This is a genomic window from Mycobacterium sp. 236(2023), from assembly GCF_029623955.1.
GTDB lineage: Bacteria > Actinomycetota > Actinomycetes > Mycobacteriales > Mycobacteriaceae > Mycobacterium.
On sequence record NZ_JARSBP010000008.1, the window covers coordinates 1 to 14,919 of the forward strand.

Genomic DNA, 14,919 nt, shown 5'->3' on the forward strand with positions numbered 1-14,919 from the left:
TTATCGACCGCCGGCCGCCGCGGGAGTTCCCCGCGGCGGCCGGCTTGTCTGCACGATGTTTCACACCGTGATACGGTGATTCTTAACAAGAGACAAGGACTGAGATGGCCACCACTCTCCAGGACCTCGCGAAGGAAAACGGGACGAAGTTCATCCTCGCGCTGTTCGTCGATCTGCGCGGAAAGCCCTGCGCCAAACTGGTTCCCGTCGAGGCGGTCGACCTGCTCGCCACCGAGGGCGTCGGGTTCGCCGGCTACGCCGTCGGCGCCATGGGCCAGGAGCCCAAAGATCCCGACATGATGGCCATCCCGGACCCCGACTCGTTCACGCCCATCCCCTTCATCAAAGAAGGCTTGGCGATCGTGCACTGCGATCCGCACGTCGAGGGTGCGCCGTGGCCGTACGCGCCCCGCGTCATCCTCAAGAAGCTCATCGAACAGTGCGGCGACGCCGGATTCGAACCGTGGGTCGGCGCCGAAGTCGAGTACTTTCTGTTGCGCCGCAACGACGACGGCTCCGTCGCCGTCGCCGATACCGCAGACACCGCCGCACAGCCCTGTTATGACGCCCGCGGCGTCACCCGGATGTATGACCACCTGACTGCGGTCTCGGCAGCGATGAACCAGCTCGGCTGGTCCAACTACGCCAACGACCACGAGGACGGCAACGGCCAGTTCGAGCAGAACTTCAAGTTCGCCGAAGCACTCACCACCGCCGACCGGGTCATCACACTGCGCTACCTGCTGTCGATGATCGCCGCAGAACGCGGGATGATCGCCACCTTCATGCCAAAGCCCTTCGGCGACAAGACCGGTAGCGGATTGCACCTGCATCTGTCGCTGACCAGCGGCGGCACACCGGTCTTCCCGGCCGACGATGACGACAGAGGCCTCGGCCTGTCCGACACCGCGTACGGATTCATCGGCGGCATCCTCGAACACGCCTGCGCGTTACAGGCTGTGGTCGGTCCAACGGTCAACTCCTACAAGCGAACCGGAGCCGTCGCCACGTCGTCCGGCGCGTCGTGGGCGCCGCGGCTGCCCACCTACGGCGGCAACGACCGGACTCACTACATCCGGGTGCCGGACTCCGACCGGATCGAGATGCGCGGCGGGGACGGCTCCGCCAACCCGTATCTCGCGATCGCCGCGGCGCTGGGTGCCGGTATCGACGGCATCAAGCGCAGCACCGACCCGGGCTCCGTCGGTACCGGTGTCAGTACGCGCCCGCTGCCTCCGACGCTGCTGCACGCAGTCGAGGATTTCGAGGGCAGCCCGGTGATCACCGGCGTGCTCGACGCTGCGGGTGACGGCGTCGCCGCCTACTTCGCCAATGTCAAACGCGAGGAATTCTTCGCTTACCACAGCTCGGTCAGCCCTTGGGAGCTCGACCACTACCTCACGGCCTTCTGAGCCGAAACAGCATTACAGGAAAGGGAATCCATCATGTGTGGGATCGTCGGGCTGCACCTTCGCACTCCCGAGCTCTATCCTCAGCTGGGCGAGCTGGTGACTGGAATGCTCTGTGAGATGGGCGATCGCGGTAGCGACTCGGCAGGCGTCGCCATCTACGGCGACCCGAACTGGTCGCCGCCGGGGAGCGGATGCGTCTCGGTGGCCGACCTCGGAACCGGACGGCTTGAGGCCGCCGATACCGTTGCAGCGGCAGTCGGCGAGGCTCTGGGCGGCGAGGTCACCTGTGTGGCGGTTGACGTCAGCTACGTGCTGTCGGCGCGCGTCGATTCCGAGGTGCTGTTGTCGGCGCTGCGCACGGTGTATCCGCAGGCATTGATCGCCGGATTCGGTTCCGACATAGCCGTTCTGAAAGGCGTCGGCCACCCTCGAGCACTCACCGACGGCTGGGGACTGTCCAAAGCGCAGGGCTGGCAGGGCGTCGGACACACTCGGATGGCCACCGAATCCGCGGTGACGCCTGCGGGGTGTCATCCGTATGCCGTCGGTCCGGGACAATGCATGGTGCACAACGGATCCTTTGCCAATCACGCCACGATCCGTCGCGAATTGCGTTCCGCAGGCGTGAATTTCGACAGCGAGAACGACACCGAGGTGGGAGCCCGGTTCATCGCCAAGGAGCTGTCGGAGGGCCGTGACGTCGAGACGGCGCTGAAGGCACTGTGCGCAACGTTTGACGGCTTCTACACGCTGCTGGTCTCCAACCGCGATTCCTTCGCAGTGGTACGCGACGCCATCGCCTGCAAGCCCGCGGTGATCGCCGAGACCGACGACTGGGTCGCCATGGGCAGCGAATATCGCGCCCTGGCGGCACTTCCCGGTGTCGAGAAGGCCAAGATCTGGGAGCCCGAGCCCGAGGTGGTGTACGCATGGAGCCGTTAGCGTTTGACCTGAACGCGACCCCGTTGCGCGAGGTCAACACCGCGTTGCACGCCCCGGATCTCGCCGGCGAGTTCGCCATCCAGAATCCCGCCGGTGCGCACAACGTCGCCGTCGGCCTCAACGCGCCGGTGACGGTGACCATCGACGGCCACGTCGGCTACTACGCCGCGGGCATGAACCAGCAGGCCGACGTCGTCATCAACGGCAACGCCGGCACTGGCGTCGCCGAGAACATGATGAGCGGCTCGGTCTGGGTCAAAGGCGATGCGTCGCAGTCCGCAGGCGCGACCGCCCACGGAGGCCTACTCGTCGTCGAAGGCAACGCCGCCGCGCGGTGCGGCATCTCGATGAAGGGCGTGGACATCGTCGTCGGCGGCAACGTCGGCCACATGAGCGCCTTCATGGCGCAGGCCGGCCGCCTCGTGATCCGTGGTGACGCCGGTGAGGCGCTCGGCGACTCGATCTATGAGGCCCGCATCTACGTCCGCGGCGAGGTCGCCTCGCTCGGGGCGGACTGCATCGCGAAGCCGATGCGCGACGAACACCACGAGGAGCTCGAAAAGCTCCTGAAAACCGCTGGATTCGAGGGCGACGACACGAGCGCCTATACCCGGTACGGATCCGGACGGACCTTATACAACTTCCACGTCGACAATGCGAGCAGCTACTGATGAGCTACACGACTGACGACCGCGCCCGCCTCGGCCTGCGCGAGTCGGCGACCTTCGACCGCGCCACCATCGCCGCGATCCAGCGCGCCGCCGATACCGGCATCTACGACATCCGCGGGTGGGGAGCCAAACGTCCCCTGCCCCACTTCGACGATCTGCTGTTCCTGGGTGCCTCGATGTCGCGCTATCCGCTCGAGGGCTACCGCGAACGCTGCGCCACCGACGTGGTTCTTGGCGATCGGCACGCCAAACATCCTCTGCACCTTGAGATTCCGGTGACCATCGCCGGGATGAGCTTTGGTGCGTTGTCCGGCCCGGCCAAGGAGGCCATCGGGCGTGGCGCCAGCGAGGTCGGCACGTCGACGACGACCGGTGACGGCGGTATGACTCCCGAGGAACGCGGCCAGAGTAAATACCTCGTCTACCAGTACCTGCCGTCGCGGTACGGCATGAACCCCGACGACCTCCGCAAGGCCGACGCGATCGAGATCGTCCTCGGCCAGGGCGCCAAGCCCGGTGGCGGCGGAATGCTGTTGGGGCAGAAGATCTCCGAGCGGGTCGCGGGGATGCGTACCCTCCCCGAGGGCATCGACCAGCGGTCGGCGTGCCGACACCCCGACTGGACCGGACCCGACGATCTGACCATCAAGATCAACGAACTGCGCGAGATCACCGATTGGGAAAAACCGATCTACGTCAAGGTCGGCGCCACCCGCACCTACTACGACGTCAAGCTTGCGGTACACGCCGGTGCCGACGTCGTGGTCGTCGATGGCATGCAGGGCGGTACGGCCGCCACCCAGGACGTCTTCATCGAGCACGTCGGCATCCCCACGTTGGCCGCGATCCCGCAGGCCGTGCAAGCGCTCCAGGAACTCGGCGTCCACAGAAAGGTCCAGCTGATCGTCTCGGGCGGCATCCGCAACGGCGCCGACGTCGCCAAGGCACTCGCGTTGGGCGCCGACGCGACGGCGATCGGCACCGCGGCGCTGATCGCCCTCGGCGACAACCACCCCAAGTACGCCGCCGAATACGAAAAGCTCGGCAGTGCAGCGGGTTTCTATGACGACTACCAGGACGGCAAGGATCCCGCGGGCATCAGCACGCAGGATCCGGAACTGGCCGCCCGCTTCGACCCGATCGCCGGCGGCCACAGGCTGGCCAATTATCTGCGCGTGCTGACGATGGAGGCGCAGACCATCGCCCGCGCCTGCGGCAAGTCCCACGTGTGCCACCTCGAACCCGACGACCTCGTCGCGGTCAGCATCGAGGCCGCTGCTATGGCCAAAGTGCCTCTCGCGGGGACGGACTGGATTCCGGGGCAGCGATGAGCGCTCGCGCGAAGAGCAGAAGGCAGCGCTTGTGAGCGAGACCGCAGACGTCGTCATCGTCGGCGGCGGCATCGAAGGCTGCGCGGCGGCGTGGGCGCTGAGCCGGCGCGGAGTCACCGATGTGGTTGTTGCCGAACGCAGTACCGTCGGCTCGGGCATGACGGGCAAGTCCAGCGGGATCGTGCGCTGCCACTACGGCGTCAGTTCCCTGGCCGCGATGGCCGCCAGCGGCCTCGAGGTCTTCGAGCAGGCCGAGGACATCTTCGGTTCGGACATCGGCTTCCGGCAGACCGGCTACGTCGTCGGCGTCGGTGAGCAGAACGTCGAGGCGATGCGTAAAAGCCTTGCCGCCCAACGGTCTGTCGGAGTCGAGACCGAGGAGATCGACAAGGCCGACGTCGCAGAGCTGTGGCCGTTCGCCGACCTGTCACCGTTCGCGGCGTTCGGGTGGGAAGCCCGCGGCGGTTACGGCGACGCGTACCAAACCGCTCAGGCGTTCTCGACATCGGCGCGCGCAGCTGGTGCGAGAGTCCGCCAGGGCGCCAATGTCACCGAACTGCTCGTCGACGGCGACACCGTGACTGGCGTGCGACTGGCCGACGGCAGCGAGATCTCGGCGCGCACTGTCGTCGTCGCCACCGGCGTGTGGACGCAGCCCTTCCTGGCCCGGTATGGCATCGACATGCCGATCCGGGTGATCCGCGAACAGATCGTCATGATCAACCCCGGGCTGGACGTCGGCAAGGTGCCCGTCTTCTCCGATCTGGTGTCGCTGCAGTACGTGCGCCCCGAGGTCGGTGGCGACATCCTGTTCGGCAACAGCGACCTGCCCGGATATGACGCGATCGATCCGGCCGATCCCGACGGCTATCTCAACCGCGCCACCGAAGACTTCGTCGATGTCACCGTCGACAAGGTCGGCACCCGCTTCCCCGGCCTCCCCGACGCGTCGATCTCCAGCAGCTACGCCGGGTGCTACGACGCCACTCCCGACTGGAACCCCGTCATCTCCAAGGCGCCCCTGGACGGGCTCGTCATCGCCGCAGGCTTCAGCGGGCACGGATTCAAGATCGCCCCGGCCGTGGGCACGCTGATCGCCGACATCGTGGTCGACGGCCACAGCAGCGACCCCCGGATCCCCGCGTCGGACTTCCGGTTCTCCCGTTTTGCCGAGGGCGACCCGCTCAAGACGCCGTACCCGTACGTGGGGGCGGGACAGATGCGCTAGACAGGAGCATTGTGGCCGCCCGCGACAATCACGCCGATCATGGCTCTCTCCTGCGCAACACCTCCGGTACCGCGCGGGACCGGGATCCCGCCGCACCGGTCGAGGAACTCGAGATCGAGTCGGCCATCGGCCGCAATGTGCGCCTGCTCCGTCAACAGCAGGGCCTGACCGTTGCCGAGACCGCAGCGCGGGTCGGCATCTCGAAGGCCATGATGAGCAAGATCGAGAACGCCCAGACCTCCTGCAGCCTGTCCACGTTGTCGCTGCTCGCCAAGGGTTTCGATGTGCCGGTGACCAGCCTGTTCCGCGGCGCCGACGTCGAACGGCCCGCGGCCTTCACCAAGGCGGGTACCGGTGCGGCCATCGTGCGTGAAGGGACCCGCGAGGGCCATGAGTACCAACTGCTCGGGTCGCTGCGCGGCGAGCACAAGCGGCTGGAATGCCTGCACGTCACGCTGTCGGAGAAGAGCCAGACCTACCCGCTGTTCCAGCATCCCGGCACCGAGTTCATCTACATGCTCGAAGGCGTCATGGACTACAGCCACAGCCGCTCGGTGTACCGGCTGCACGCGGGCGACTCACTACAGATCGACGGCGAGGGCGCCCACGGTCCCGTCGACCTCGTCGAGGTGCCGATCCGCTTCCTGTCGGTGATCGCATTCCCCGACTCCCAGGTATGACGGGGTTTTGACCTGGGATCCCTCAGGAGTATGGTGAGGCGCGTGCAGCGGGTGCTCCTTCTCGGACGCCGCGACGGGGTCTGATCCAGACTGGCTTCCCGTCGCGGGTGTTTCGCGATGCGCCGGTCTGAATCCCATCTAGACCTATCCGGAGCACCCAATGACTGAGAATTTCAATCCTTCGACCGATGCTTTCAGCTCGGTACGCACCATCTCCACGCCCGCGGGCGACCCGCATGCCAGCCAGCCGTCCTGGAACACCCAGCGCGGCTCGCAGATGCCTGTGGCCCGCTACCGCAGCTTCGACGAAGAAGTCGAGCCGATCCGCCTGCCGGACCGCACGTGGCCCGAAAAGGTCATCTCCACTGCACCCGGCTGGTGCGCCGTGGATCTGCGTGACGGCAACCAGGCCCTGATCGACCCGATGAGCCCGCAGCGCAAGCGCCGCATGTTCGACCTGCTGGTCCGGATGGGCTACAAGGAGATCGAGGTCGGCTTCCCGTCGGCGTCGCAGACGGATTTCGACTTCGTCCGCGAGATCATCGAGCAGGGCGCGATCCCCGACGACGTGACGATTCAGGTGCTGACGCAGTGCCGACCGGAGCTGATCGAGCGCACGTTCCTGGCGTGCCAGGGTGCGCCGCGCGCAATCGTGCACTTCTACAACTCGACGTCGATCCTGCAGCGCCGCGTCGTCTTCCGTGCCGACCGTGACGCCGTCAAGAAAATCGCCACCGACGGCGCGCGCATGTGCGTCGAAGAAGCCAAGAAGTACCCGGACACCCTGTGGCGCTACGAGTACTCCCCCGAGTCCTACACCGGCACCGAGCTGGAGTACGCGGTCGAGGTCTGCAACGCTGTCGCCGACATCGTCAAGCCCACCCCCGAGTGGCCGCTGATCGTGAACCTGCCCGCCACCGTCGAGATGGCGACGCCGAACGTCTACGCCGACTCGATCGAGTGGATGAATCGCAATCTGGCGCCGCGGGATTCGATCATCCTGAGCCTGCACCCGCACAACGACCGCGGAACCGCAGTCGCCGCAGCCGAATTGGGCTACGCAGCAGGCGCGGACCGCATCGAGGGCTGCCTGTTCGGCAACGGCGAGCGCACCGGAAACGTCTGCCTGGTGACGCTGGGCATGAACCTGTTCTCCCGCGGTGTCGACCCGCAGATCGACTTCTCCAACATCGACGAGATCCGCCGCACCGTCGAGTACTGCAACCAGCTAGGTGTGCACGAAAGGCACCCGTACGGTGGCGATCTGGTGTACACCGCATTCTCGGGAAGCCATCAGGACGCCATCAACAAGGGCCTGGACGCGATGAAAGTGTCTGCCGACGAACAGGATTCGGATGTCGATGACATCCTGTGGCAGGTCCCGTATCTGCCGATCGACCCGAAGGACGTCGGCCGCACGTACGAGGCCGTCATCCGCGTCAACTCGCAGTCGGGCAAGGGCGGCGTCGCCTACATCATGAAGGCCGATCACGGTCTGGCGCTGCCGCGGCGGTTGCAGATCGAGTTCAGCCAGGCGATCCAGCAGATCACCGACGGCGAGGGCGGCGAGGTGTCCCCCAAGGAGATGTGGGACGCCTTCCGCGAGGAGTACCTGGCGCCCATCACGCCGCTGGAGCGGATCCGGCAGAAGGTGGATGCGTCCGAGATCGACGGCGGCACCGACACGATCACCGCGGTGGTGAAGATCAACGGCGAGGAGCGCGAGATCGTCGGTGCGGGCAATGGCCCGCTGGCCGCGTTCGTCGATGCGGTCGGCGCCGTCGGGTTCAGCGTCAACGTCCTGGACTACTCCGAGCACGCGATGTCGGCGGGCGAGGAAGCCCAGGCGGCCGCCTACGTGGAAGCCGAGATCGGCGGCAAGACGGTGTGGGGTGTCGGCATCGCAACGTCGATCACGACGGCCTCGCTGCGCGCGGTCGTCTCGGCGGTGAACCGGGCCGCGCGGCAGGCGGGGAGTTAGGCGAAGACTCCGGCCGCCACGGCCGCCAGGGTCGCGTCGACAGCGCGCTGGGCATCGCGGGGTCGAGGCGGCGTGATATCGGTCATCAGCCGGTAGTACAGCGGCGCTGAGATGTGCCTGATGACCTCTTCACCGTCGGTGCCTTCCGGCGCCTCGCCGCGCGCGACGGCGTCGTCGACGACGGGCGCCAGCTCGGCCAGGCGGCTGCGGTAGAACCCGGCCAACGCAGCCGCCGTCGCCGCGTCGCAGGTCGCCGCAGCGAGGATTGCCTTGAACAGTTCACCCTGACGGCGATCTGCCAGCGTGCGCTGAATGAGCTTGGCCACGCTGAGCAGATCGCCGCGGAGGCTGCCGGTCGCGGGCCGGGCGGTCGAGGTCTCGGCCATGTCGGCCAGCAGATCTGCCACGAGAGCGGGCACCGTGCCCCACCTCCGGTAGACGGTCGTCTTGCCCACCCCAGCCCGGTCCGCGACGGCCGTCAGATCGAGTGCGTGTAACCCGGTCTCGGTGAGCAGCTCGGCAGCCGCGGTCAACACCGCTGCGCGCACTGCAGCGGTTCGCCCTCCCGGTCGTGTTGTCACCGATCCATCTTAAAGGGACTGGAGTTTCGTTAATTCATCGTGCCTGCTATGGTCCCTTAACGGGAACATAGTTCCGATAAGGAGATGGCGGATGAAGTATCGACGTGTCGGAAACTCCGGCCTCATAGTGTCCGAGATCGGTTTCGGCGCAGCCACATTCGGTGCGTCCGGGGACTTCTTCGGGGCCTGGGCCGACACCGGCGTGGACGAGGCGCGCTCCCTCGTCGACATGTGCCTCGACGCGGGCGTGACGCTGTTCGACACCGCCGACGTCTACTCAGACGGCGCCTCGGAATCGGTGCTCGGAGCCGCCCTCAAGGGGCGCCGCGACCGCGCGATCATTTCGACCAAGGCGGCGTTGCCCACCGGCGACGGACCTGACGACGCGGGAACGTCGCGCCGCAGGCTCATCGCCTCGGTTGACGCGGCGTTGCGGCGACTTCGCACCGGCCACATCGACCTGTTCCAACTCCATGCCTACGACTCGGGAACACCTGTCGAAGAAGTGCTCGACACCCTCGACGGGCTCGTGACCGCAGGCAAGATCCGCTACGTCGGCGCGTCGAACTTCGCGGGCTGGCAACTGATGAAATCCCTTGCCGCAGCGGAATCCGGGCACCGGACGCGCTACATCGCCCACCAGGTGTACTACTCGCTGATCGGCCGCGACTACGAGTGGGACCTGATGCCGCTCGGCCTCGACCAGGGCGTCGGGGCAGTGGTGTGGAGCCCGTTGGGGTGGGGGCGGCTTACCGGTCGGGTCCGCCGCGGCGCACCACTTCCCACCGTCAGCCGACTGCACACCACAGCGGATGCCGGTCCGCCCGTCGACGACGAGATCCTGTTCGACGTAGTGGACGAACTGACCGCGATCGCGCACGAATGCGACAGGACCGTCCCGCAGGTCGCGCTGAACTGGCTGTTACGCAGGCCGACGGTGGCGTCGGTGATTATCGGCGCTCGCACCCGAGATCAGCTGCGCGACAACCTGAATGCCACCGGCTGGTCCCTGTCCGACGAACAGGTCCGCAGGCTCGACGTGGTCAGTTACCGCGAGCCCGGCTACCCCCACTTTCCGTACGTCCGCCAGGACGGCTTCGCCCGACTCAACCCTCCGCTCTTCGCGGCACCGCAAAACACGGTCTAGAACAGCGTGAACTGATCGCCGGCGGGCGACTGCTCGGTGAACGCCTCGATGGCCGACCCGCCGATGACCGACTCCAGCGCCCGCATGAAGTCGGCGCTGGGAACGAGCGGGACACCGAGCTCGCCGGCCTGGTAGCCCTTCCCCTGCTCAGGTGCGGCGGCATCGCACACGACGAGTGAAGTGTTGACGTCCACCGAGTCGGTGAACGCCAGCCCCGCGTGCAAGATCCGCTCGACCATCTCTTCGTGCGTGTGGGAGACCTCGGCAGACAATGCGACCCGCATGCCCTGGACCAGCGCCCTGCCCGCAACGAAGCGGCCCGGATTGGCGTACGGGCACGCAGTTCGCGCGGCGATGGCCTTCAGCGGGAGGAGTTCGTCGTGGGTGACGCGGCCGTTGGGCCACGTGCGCCGCGTGACCGGACGCACCGGAAGCCACTTGCGTCGCTCGTAGGCCCGCGCGAGGACCGGCTTGAGGACCTGGGCCAGCACCATCGCGTCGTCAAGCGCGTCATGCGGCTTCATCTGCGTGACGCCATGGTGTGCGGCCAGCGTCTCCAGGCGCAGGTTCTCCAGGCCGAGATCGAGACGGCGAGCCAGCTCGACCGTGCACATGACGGTGTCGACGGGCAGCTCGGCGCCGACCAGTTCGGCCTCGGCGGTCAGGAACGCGTAGTCGAAGCCGACGTTGTGGGCGACAAGTGTGCGGCCGCGCAGCACGTCGCACAGATCTCCGACGATGTCACCGAACGTCGGCTGCCCGGCCAACATCTCCGCGGTCAGACCGTGCACGTGCGTCGGCCCGGGATCCACCCCAGGATCGAGCAGGCTGTAGAGGCTCTTCTCGACGTTGCCGTCATCGCTGAGAGCCAACGCGGCGACGCTGACGACGCGCGCCTGCCCGGGACGGAAACCCGAGGTCTCGACGTCGACGACGGCCCAGCCCGCGCCATCGGTGTCGGCGGGCCTGCCCCATCGACGTTCCGCGGTTGAGCTCATAGTCCGAGGATGGCACGCCCCTGTGACAAGCCTCGCTCCATCTCACCGCGTGTCGGGCGCTCTTCTAGACTGCCGGGAATGGTCGTCACCCCGCGCGGACGAGTCGCGCTCGCTGCAGGCGCGAGCGCGCGCTGGGCGTCGCGCGTCACCGGCCGCGGCGCCGGCGCGATGATCGGCGGCCTTGTCGCGATGACGCTCGACAAATCGATCCTCGGTCAGCTCGGCCGCGGCCGGCGCGCCGTCGTCATCACCGGAACCAACGGCAAGTCGACGACCACCCGGATGACGGCCGCCGCCCTGGCCACCGTCGGGCCCGTGGCCACCAACGCCGAGGGCGCCAACATGGACGCCGGGCTCGTCGCCGCGCTGGCCGCCGCCCCGGACGCATCGCTGGCCGCGCTCGAAGTCGACGAGATGCACGTCCCCCACGTCTTGGATGCCGTGCCGGCCGCGGTGACCATCCTGCTGAACCTGTCGCGCGACCAGCTCGACCGCGTCGGTGAGATCAACCACATCGAGCGCACCCTGCGCGCCGGGCTGGCCCGTCACCCATCCACTGTTGTCGTCGCGAACTGCGACGACGTGCTGATGACATCGGCCGCCTACGACAGCCCCAACGTCGTGTGGGTGGCCGCCGGCGGCGGATGGGCCAGCGACTCGGTGAGCTGCCCGCGCTCCGGCGAGATCATCGTCCGCGAGGGCACGCACTGGTACTCGACGGGCATGGATTTCAAGAGACCCGACCCCGACTGGTGGTTCGACGACACCCACATCCACGGGCCCGACGGGTTGTCGCTGCCGATGACACTGACCCTGCCGGCCACCGTGAACCGCGGCAACGCGACGCAGGCGGTGGCAGCGGCGGTGACGCTGGGCGCCGAGCCCGCCGCCGCGGTGGCCGCGGTGTCCGCCGTCGACGAGGTCGCGGGCCGCTACCGCACCGTTCAGGTCGGCGCACACACGGCGCGGATCCTGCTCGCGAAGAACCCCGCCGGCTGGCAGGAGGCGCTGTCGATGGTGGACCGCGACGCCGCGGGTGTGGTGATCGCCGTCAACGGCCAGGTGCCCGACGGAGAGGACCTGTCGTGGCTGTGGGACGTGAAATTCGAGCACTTCGAGACGGTGCCGGTGGTCGCCGCCGGTGAGCGGGGCACCGACCTCGCGGTCCGCCTCGGTTATGCGGGCGTCGAGCACACGCTGGTGCACGACACTCTCGCCGCCATCGCGTCGTGCCCGCCTGGTCATGTCGAGGTGCTCGCCAATTACACGGCCTTCCTCCAGCTGAACAGGCGGCTGCGATGACCGAGTCGGCGGTGCGGATCGGGCTCGTCCTACCCGACGTGATGGGCACCTATGGCGACGGCGGGAACTCCGTCGTCCTACGACAACGGTTGCGCCTGAGGGGAATCGAGGCCGAGATCGTCGAGATCACGCTCGACGACCCGGTGCCCGCCGAGCTCGACCTCTACACCCTGGGCGGCGCGGAAGACTACGCACAACGCCTGGCCACCAAACACCTGATCCGCTATCCCGGTTTGCAGCAAGCGGTTTCGCGGGGGGCGCCGGTGCTCGCGATCTGCGCGGCGATCCAGGTGCTCGGCCACTGGTACGAGACGTCGGCCGGGGAACGCGTCGACGGTGTCGGCGTTCTGGACGTCACGACATCCCCGCAGCCGGAGCGCACCATCGGCGAGGTCGCCTCCACGCCACTGGTGGACGGTCTCACCGATCCGCTGACGGGATTCGAGAACCACCGCGGCGGAACAGTTCTCGGCCCCGCTGCGCAACCATTGGCCGCCGTCACCAAGGGCGCGGGAAACCGGGCGGGCGACGGTATCGACGGTGCGGTACAGGGCAGCATCGTCGCCACCTACCTGCACGGCTGCTGCCTGGCCCGCAACCCCCAATTGGCCGATCACCTGCTCAGCAATGTCGTGGGCCCCCTTGAACCACTGGAACTTCCAGAGGTCGCGCAGCTGCGGAAAGAGCGTCTGGCAGCACCGCGCCGCGTCTAACTTCGCCCGTCTCCGCTTCGCGCAAGCGCTCATCGGGGCGCGACGATCCCGTTCCGGTAGGCATAGACGATCGCCGCGGCGCGATCGCGCAGCCGCAGCTTCAAGAAGATCCGGCCGATGTGGCTCTTGACGGTGACGCCGGAAATGACGAGCTCGTCGGCGATCTCGGCGTTGGAACGGCCCTTCGCCATCAGACGGAGAACGTCGAGCTCGCGCGGTGTCAGATCCTCGACCACCTGGGGAGCGGGTTCCTGTGCTGAAGTCCGGTAAGTGTCGAGGACACGCGCGGTCACGGACGGATCAAGGAAGCCGTCGCCGCGGGCCACTGCGCGCACGGCGCGGATCAGCTCTTCGGCCGGCGAGTCCTTGAGCACGAAACCCGCTGCACCGGCACGCAATACACCGGACAGCAGTTCTTCGTCGCTGAATGTCGTCAGGGCCAGGACCGGTGGCCCGCCCGACTCGGCGAGCAGACGCGTCGCCTCGATCCCGCTGACCCGCTTCATGCGAAGGTCCATGACGACGACGTCGGGGTGGTGTTCGGCCACTGCGGCGGCGACTTCGTCACCGTCGGCGCACTCACCGACCACGGCGATGCCGTCCTTGCGGCGCAGGATCATTCGCAATCCCGACCGCACCAGCTCCTGATCGTCGACCAGGAGTGTGGCGATCATGCCGTCGGCCATACGCCCCAGCTCCGGATCGGGCATGGATCGTCGTCGAGCGGGATTGTCGCCCGTACGATCCAGCCGTCGCCTGCGGGCCCCGCAGTGATTGTGCCGTCGAGCAATTCGACCCTCTGACGCATGCCGCGCATGCCTCGGCCGTCCATCGGGTGGGCTGCGACCGGCACGGGAAGCCTGTTCGCGACCGTCAGCATCGCGAAATCCTGCAGGACCGTCAGCTTCATGTCGGCGGGCGCATCGGGCGCGTGTTTGGCGATGTTGGCCAACGACTCCTGCGCGATGCGGTAGAGCGCGAGCCCGCCGGCAGCGGAGATCCTGTTCTGCGGACCGCTGACGTCGAGGCTCACTGTGAGGCCCGCCCGGACGAAATCGACGACGAGCGTGGGGATGTCACCGGCTCCGGGTTCGGGCGACACCTTGCCGACGGCGCCGTCGAGCAACCCGACGGTACGCCGGATGTCGGCCATCGCCTGACGGCCGAGCCGCTCGGCCTGTTCGAGGGCATCGACTGCCTCGTCGACGTCGCGGTCCTGCTGCAGGCCGCGGCGCGCGCCGGTCACATGCAACAGCGTGACCGACAGCGAGTGGGCGATGACGTCGTGGACCTCACGCGCGATCCGTCGGCGCTCGTCGGTCGCGGCGTGCTCGGCGAGCTTCTGCTGCGCTGCCCTCTGGTCGAGCAGCAGCCGCTGCTGAATCCGCATCAGATAGCCGACAAGCCAGCCGATTCCGATGAACGCCAGGTAGATCCACGGCGTGTCCACGCGGCCCGTCACCGCGGCGACTCCCAGGATGACGGCGGCGGCACCCGCGGCGAGCATTCCGCCGCGCAGCGACGTCATCGAACCGACCATTCCCGTCACCAGCCCGAGCAGCATCGGCGCGAAGTCACCTTCGGCGGGCACCGTCATGGCGAACAGCCAGATGGAGATCGCCAGCAACCACGCCGTGCCGAGTGCGAAGGCCTCGAGCACGGGAGTCACCGAGATGTCGATGGCGAAGAACACGACGTACGGCAGGTATGCGATGGCCAGCCCGGCAAGCCCGATCCACCATTGCGAGTCCGGCCGCTGAACGAGTGCCACCGACGCAACGACCAGGAGCGTCACGTCGATGCTCACGACGATCGGCCATGAGAAGCCGCCCGGCATCATCTCGCCTTTTCGGCGCAGATATTGCCGGAATCGGCGCCGCACCGCTGCCAGCATCACGACAGTTTATGGGGGCGGTCGGGGCTTTGGCATCAG

At 67.4% G+C, this 14,919-nt stretch carries 14 protein-coding genes; 10 read left to right on the forward strand and 4 right to left on the reverse strand.

Translation table 11 applies throughout. The annotated features are described in order from the left end of the window. The first annotated feature begins 104 nt into the window (after window positions 1-104). From glnT to leuA, 7 genes are all read left to right on the forward strand, one after another. On the forward strand, window positions 105-1,412 hold the full coding sequence (gene glnT, locus P9A17_RS26620; protein WP_278041770.1) for a type III glutamate--ammonia ligase: 1,308 nt from the start codon (window positions 105-107) through the stop codon (window positions 1,410-1,412). A gap of 33 nt (window positions 1,413-1,445) precedes the next feature. Further along, window positions 1,446-2,354, forward strand: coding sequence for a glutamine amidotransferase (locus P9A17_RS26625; RefSeq protein WP_278041771.1), 909 nt, complete (start codon window positions 1,446-1,448; stop codon window positions 2,352-2,354). After that, window positions 2,342-3,025: a protein glxC gene (locus tag P9A17_RS26630; RefSeq protein WP_278041772.1), complete on the forward strand. Its 684-nt coding sequence runs from the start codon at window positions 2,342-2,344 to the stop codon at window positions 3,023-3,025. The genes P9A17_RS26625 and P9A17_RS26630 overlap by 13 nt, the downstream gene beginning before the upstream one ends. After that, window positions 3,025-4,356: an FMN-binding glutamate synthase family protein gene (locus tag P9A17_RS26635; RefSeq protein ID WP_278041773.1), complete on the forward strand. Its 1,332-nt coding sequence runs from the start codon at window positions 3,025-3,027 to the stop codon at window positions 4,354-4,356. The genes P9A17_RS26630 and P9A17_RS26635 overlap by 1 nt, the downstream gene beginning before the upstream one ends. 31 nt (window positions 4,357-4,387) lie before the next feature. Then, window positions 4,388-5,584, forward strand: a complete 1,197-nt coding sequence (locus P9A17_RS26640) for an FAD-dependent oxidoreductase (RefSeq protein WP_278041774.1) — start codon at window positions 4,388-4,390, stop codon at window positions 5,582-5,584. A gap of 11 nt (window positions 5,585-5,595) precedes the next feature. Then, a complete protein-coding gene (locus P9A17_RS26645) occupies window positions 5,596-6,264 on the forward strand; it encodes a helix-turn-helix domain-containing protein (protein WP_278041775.1) in 669 nt (222 codons plus the stop codon). Between the two features lie 160 nt (window positions 6,265-6,424). Continuing rightward, complete coding sequence (leuA, locus tag P9A17_RS26650; RefSeq protein WP_278041776.1) at window positions 6,425-8,245, forward strand: 2-isopropylmalate synthase; 1,821 nt, start codon at window positions 6,425-6,427, stop codon at window positions 8,243-8,245. Here leuA and P9A17_RS26655 read toward each other — a convergent pair. Continuing rightward, entirely contained in the window at window positions 8,242-8,826 is a 585-nt protein-coding gene (locus P9A17_RS26655) for a TetR/AcrR family transcriptional regulator (RefSeq protein ID WP_278041777.1), read from the reverse strand. The genes leuA and P9A17_RS26655 overlap by 4 nt on opposite strands. Before the next feature lie 91 nt (window positions 8,827-8,917). Between P9A17_RS26655 and P9A17_RS26660 the strand changes: the two genes are divergently transcribed. Next, on the forward strand, window positions 8,918-9,973 hold the full coding sequence (locus P9A17_RS26660; RefSeq protein WP_278041778.1) for an aldo/keto reductase: 1,056 nt from the start codon (window positions 8,918-8,920) through the stop codon (window positions 9,971-9,973). Here P9A17_RS26660 and P9A17_RS26665 read toward each other — a convergent pair. Next, window positions 9,970-10,971, reverse strand: coding sequence for a DEDDh family exonuclease (locus P9A17_RS26665; protein ID WP_278041779.1), 1,002 nt, complete (start codon window positions 10,969-10,971; stop codon window positions 9,970-9,972). The two genes, P9A17_RS26660 and P9A17_RS26665, sit on opposite strands and share 4 nt — an antisense overlap. A 78-nt stretch (window positions 10,972-11,049) precedes the next feature. Between P9A17_RS26665 and P9A17_RS26670 the strand changes: the two genes are divergently transcribed. Together P9A17_RS26670 and P9A17_RS26675 are read left to right on the forward strand one after the other, a co-directional pair. Beyond that, a complete protein-coding gene (locus P9A17_RS26670; protein ID WP_278041780.1) occupies window positions 11,050-12,273 on the forward strand; it encodes a MurT ligase domain-containing protein in 1,224 nt (407 codons plus the stop codon). Beyond that, entirely contained in the window at window positions 12,270-12,986 is a 717-nt protein-coding gene (locus P9A17_RS26675; RefSeq protein WP_278041781.1) for a glutamine amidotransferase, read from the forward strand. Before P9A17_RS26670 ends, P9A17_RS26675 begins: the two co-directional genes overlap by 4 nt. Window positions 12,987-13,015: 29 nt before the next feature. Here the strand turns inward: P9A17_RS26675 and P9A17_RS26680 are convergent, their stop codons facing one another. Together P9A17_RS26680 and P9A17_RS26685 are read right to left on the reverse strand one after the other, a co-directional pair. Further along, the gene (locus P9A17_RS26680) at window positions 13,016-13,672 is read right to left on the reverse strand and encodes a response regulator transcription factor (RefSeq protein WP_278042038.1); all 657 of its coding nucleotides are present in this window, start codon (window positions 13,670-13,672) and stop codon (window positions 13,016-13,018) included. After that, window positions 13,657-14,880 (reverse strand): histidine kinase, encoded by a 1,224-nt coding sequence (locus tag P9A17_RS26685; RefSeq protein WP_278041782.1) that lies wholly within the window; start codon window positions 14,878-14,880, stop codon window positions 13,657-13,659. Before P9A17_RS26685 ends, P9A17_RS26680 begins: the two co-directional genes overlap by 16 nt. Between the last annotated feature and the right edge of the window lie 39 nt (window positions 14,881-14,919).

Bases quoted from the DNA above. Each gene is read 5' to 3' on its own strand.
- P9A17_RS26660 (WP_278041778.1), top strand. From the start codon at position 8,918: ATGAAGTATCGACGTGTCGGAAACTCCGGCCTCATAGTGTCCGAGATC.
- P9A17_RS26675 (WP_278041781.1), top strand. From the start codon at position 12,270: ATGACCGAGTCGGCGGTGCGGATCGGGCTCGTCCTACCCGACGTGATG.
- P9A17_RS26670 (WP_278041780.1), top strand. From the start codon at position 11,050: ATGGTCGTCACCCCGCGCGGACGAGTCGCGCTCGCTGCAGGCGCGAGC.
- P9A17_RS26625 (WP_278041771.1), top strand. From the start codon at position 1,446: ATGTGTGGGATCGTCGGGCTGCACCTTCGCACTCCCGAGCTCTATCCT.
- P9A17_RS26630 (WP_278041772.1), top strand. From the start codon at position 2,342: ATGGAGCCGTTAGCGTTTGACCTGAACGCGACCCCGTTGCGCGAGGTC.
- P9A17_RS26685 (WP_278041782.1), bottom strand. From the start codon at position 14,880: ATGCTGGCAGCGGTGCGGCGCCGATTCCGGCAATATCTGCGCCGAAAA.
- glnT (WP_278041770.1), top strand. From the start codon at position 105: ATGGCCACCACTCTCCAGGACCTCGCGAAGGAAAACGGGACGAAGTTC.
- P9A17_RS26665 (WP_278041779.1), bottom strand. From the start codon at position 10,971: ATGAGCTCAACCGCGGAACGTCGATGGGGCAGGCCCGCCGACACCGAT.
- leuA (WP_278041776.1), top strand. From the start codon at position 6,425: ATGACTGAGAATTTCAATCCTTCGACCGATGCTTTCAGCTCGGTACGC.
- P9A17_RS26680 (WP_278042038.1), bottom strand. From the start codon at position 13,672: ATGGCCGACGGCATGATCGCCACACTCCTGGTCGACGATCAGGAGCTG.
- P9A17_RS26635 (WP_278041773.1), top strand. From the start codon at position 3,025: ATGAGCTACACGACTGACGACCGCGCCCGCCTCGGCCTGCGCGAGTCG.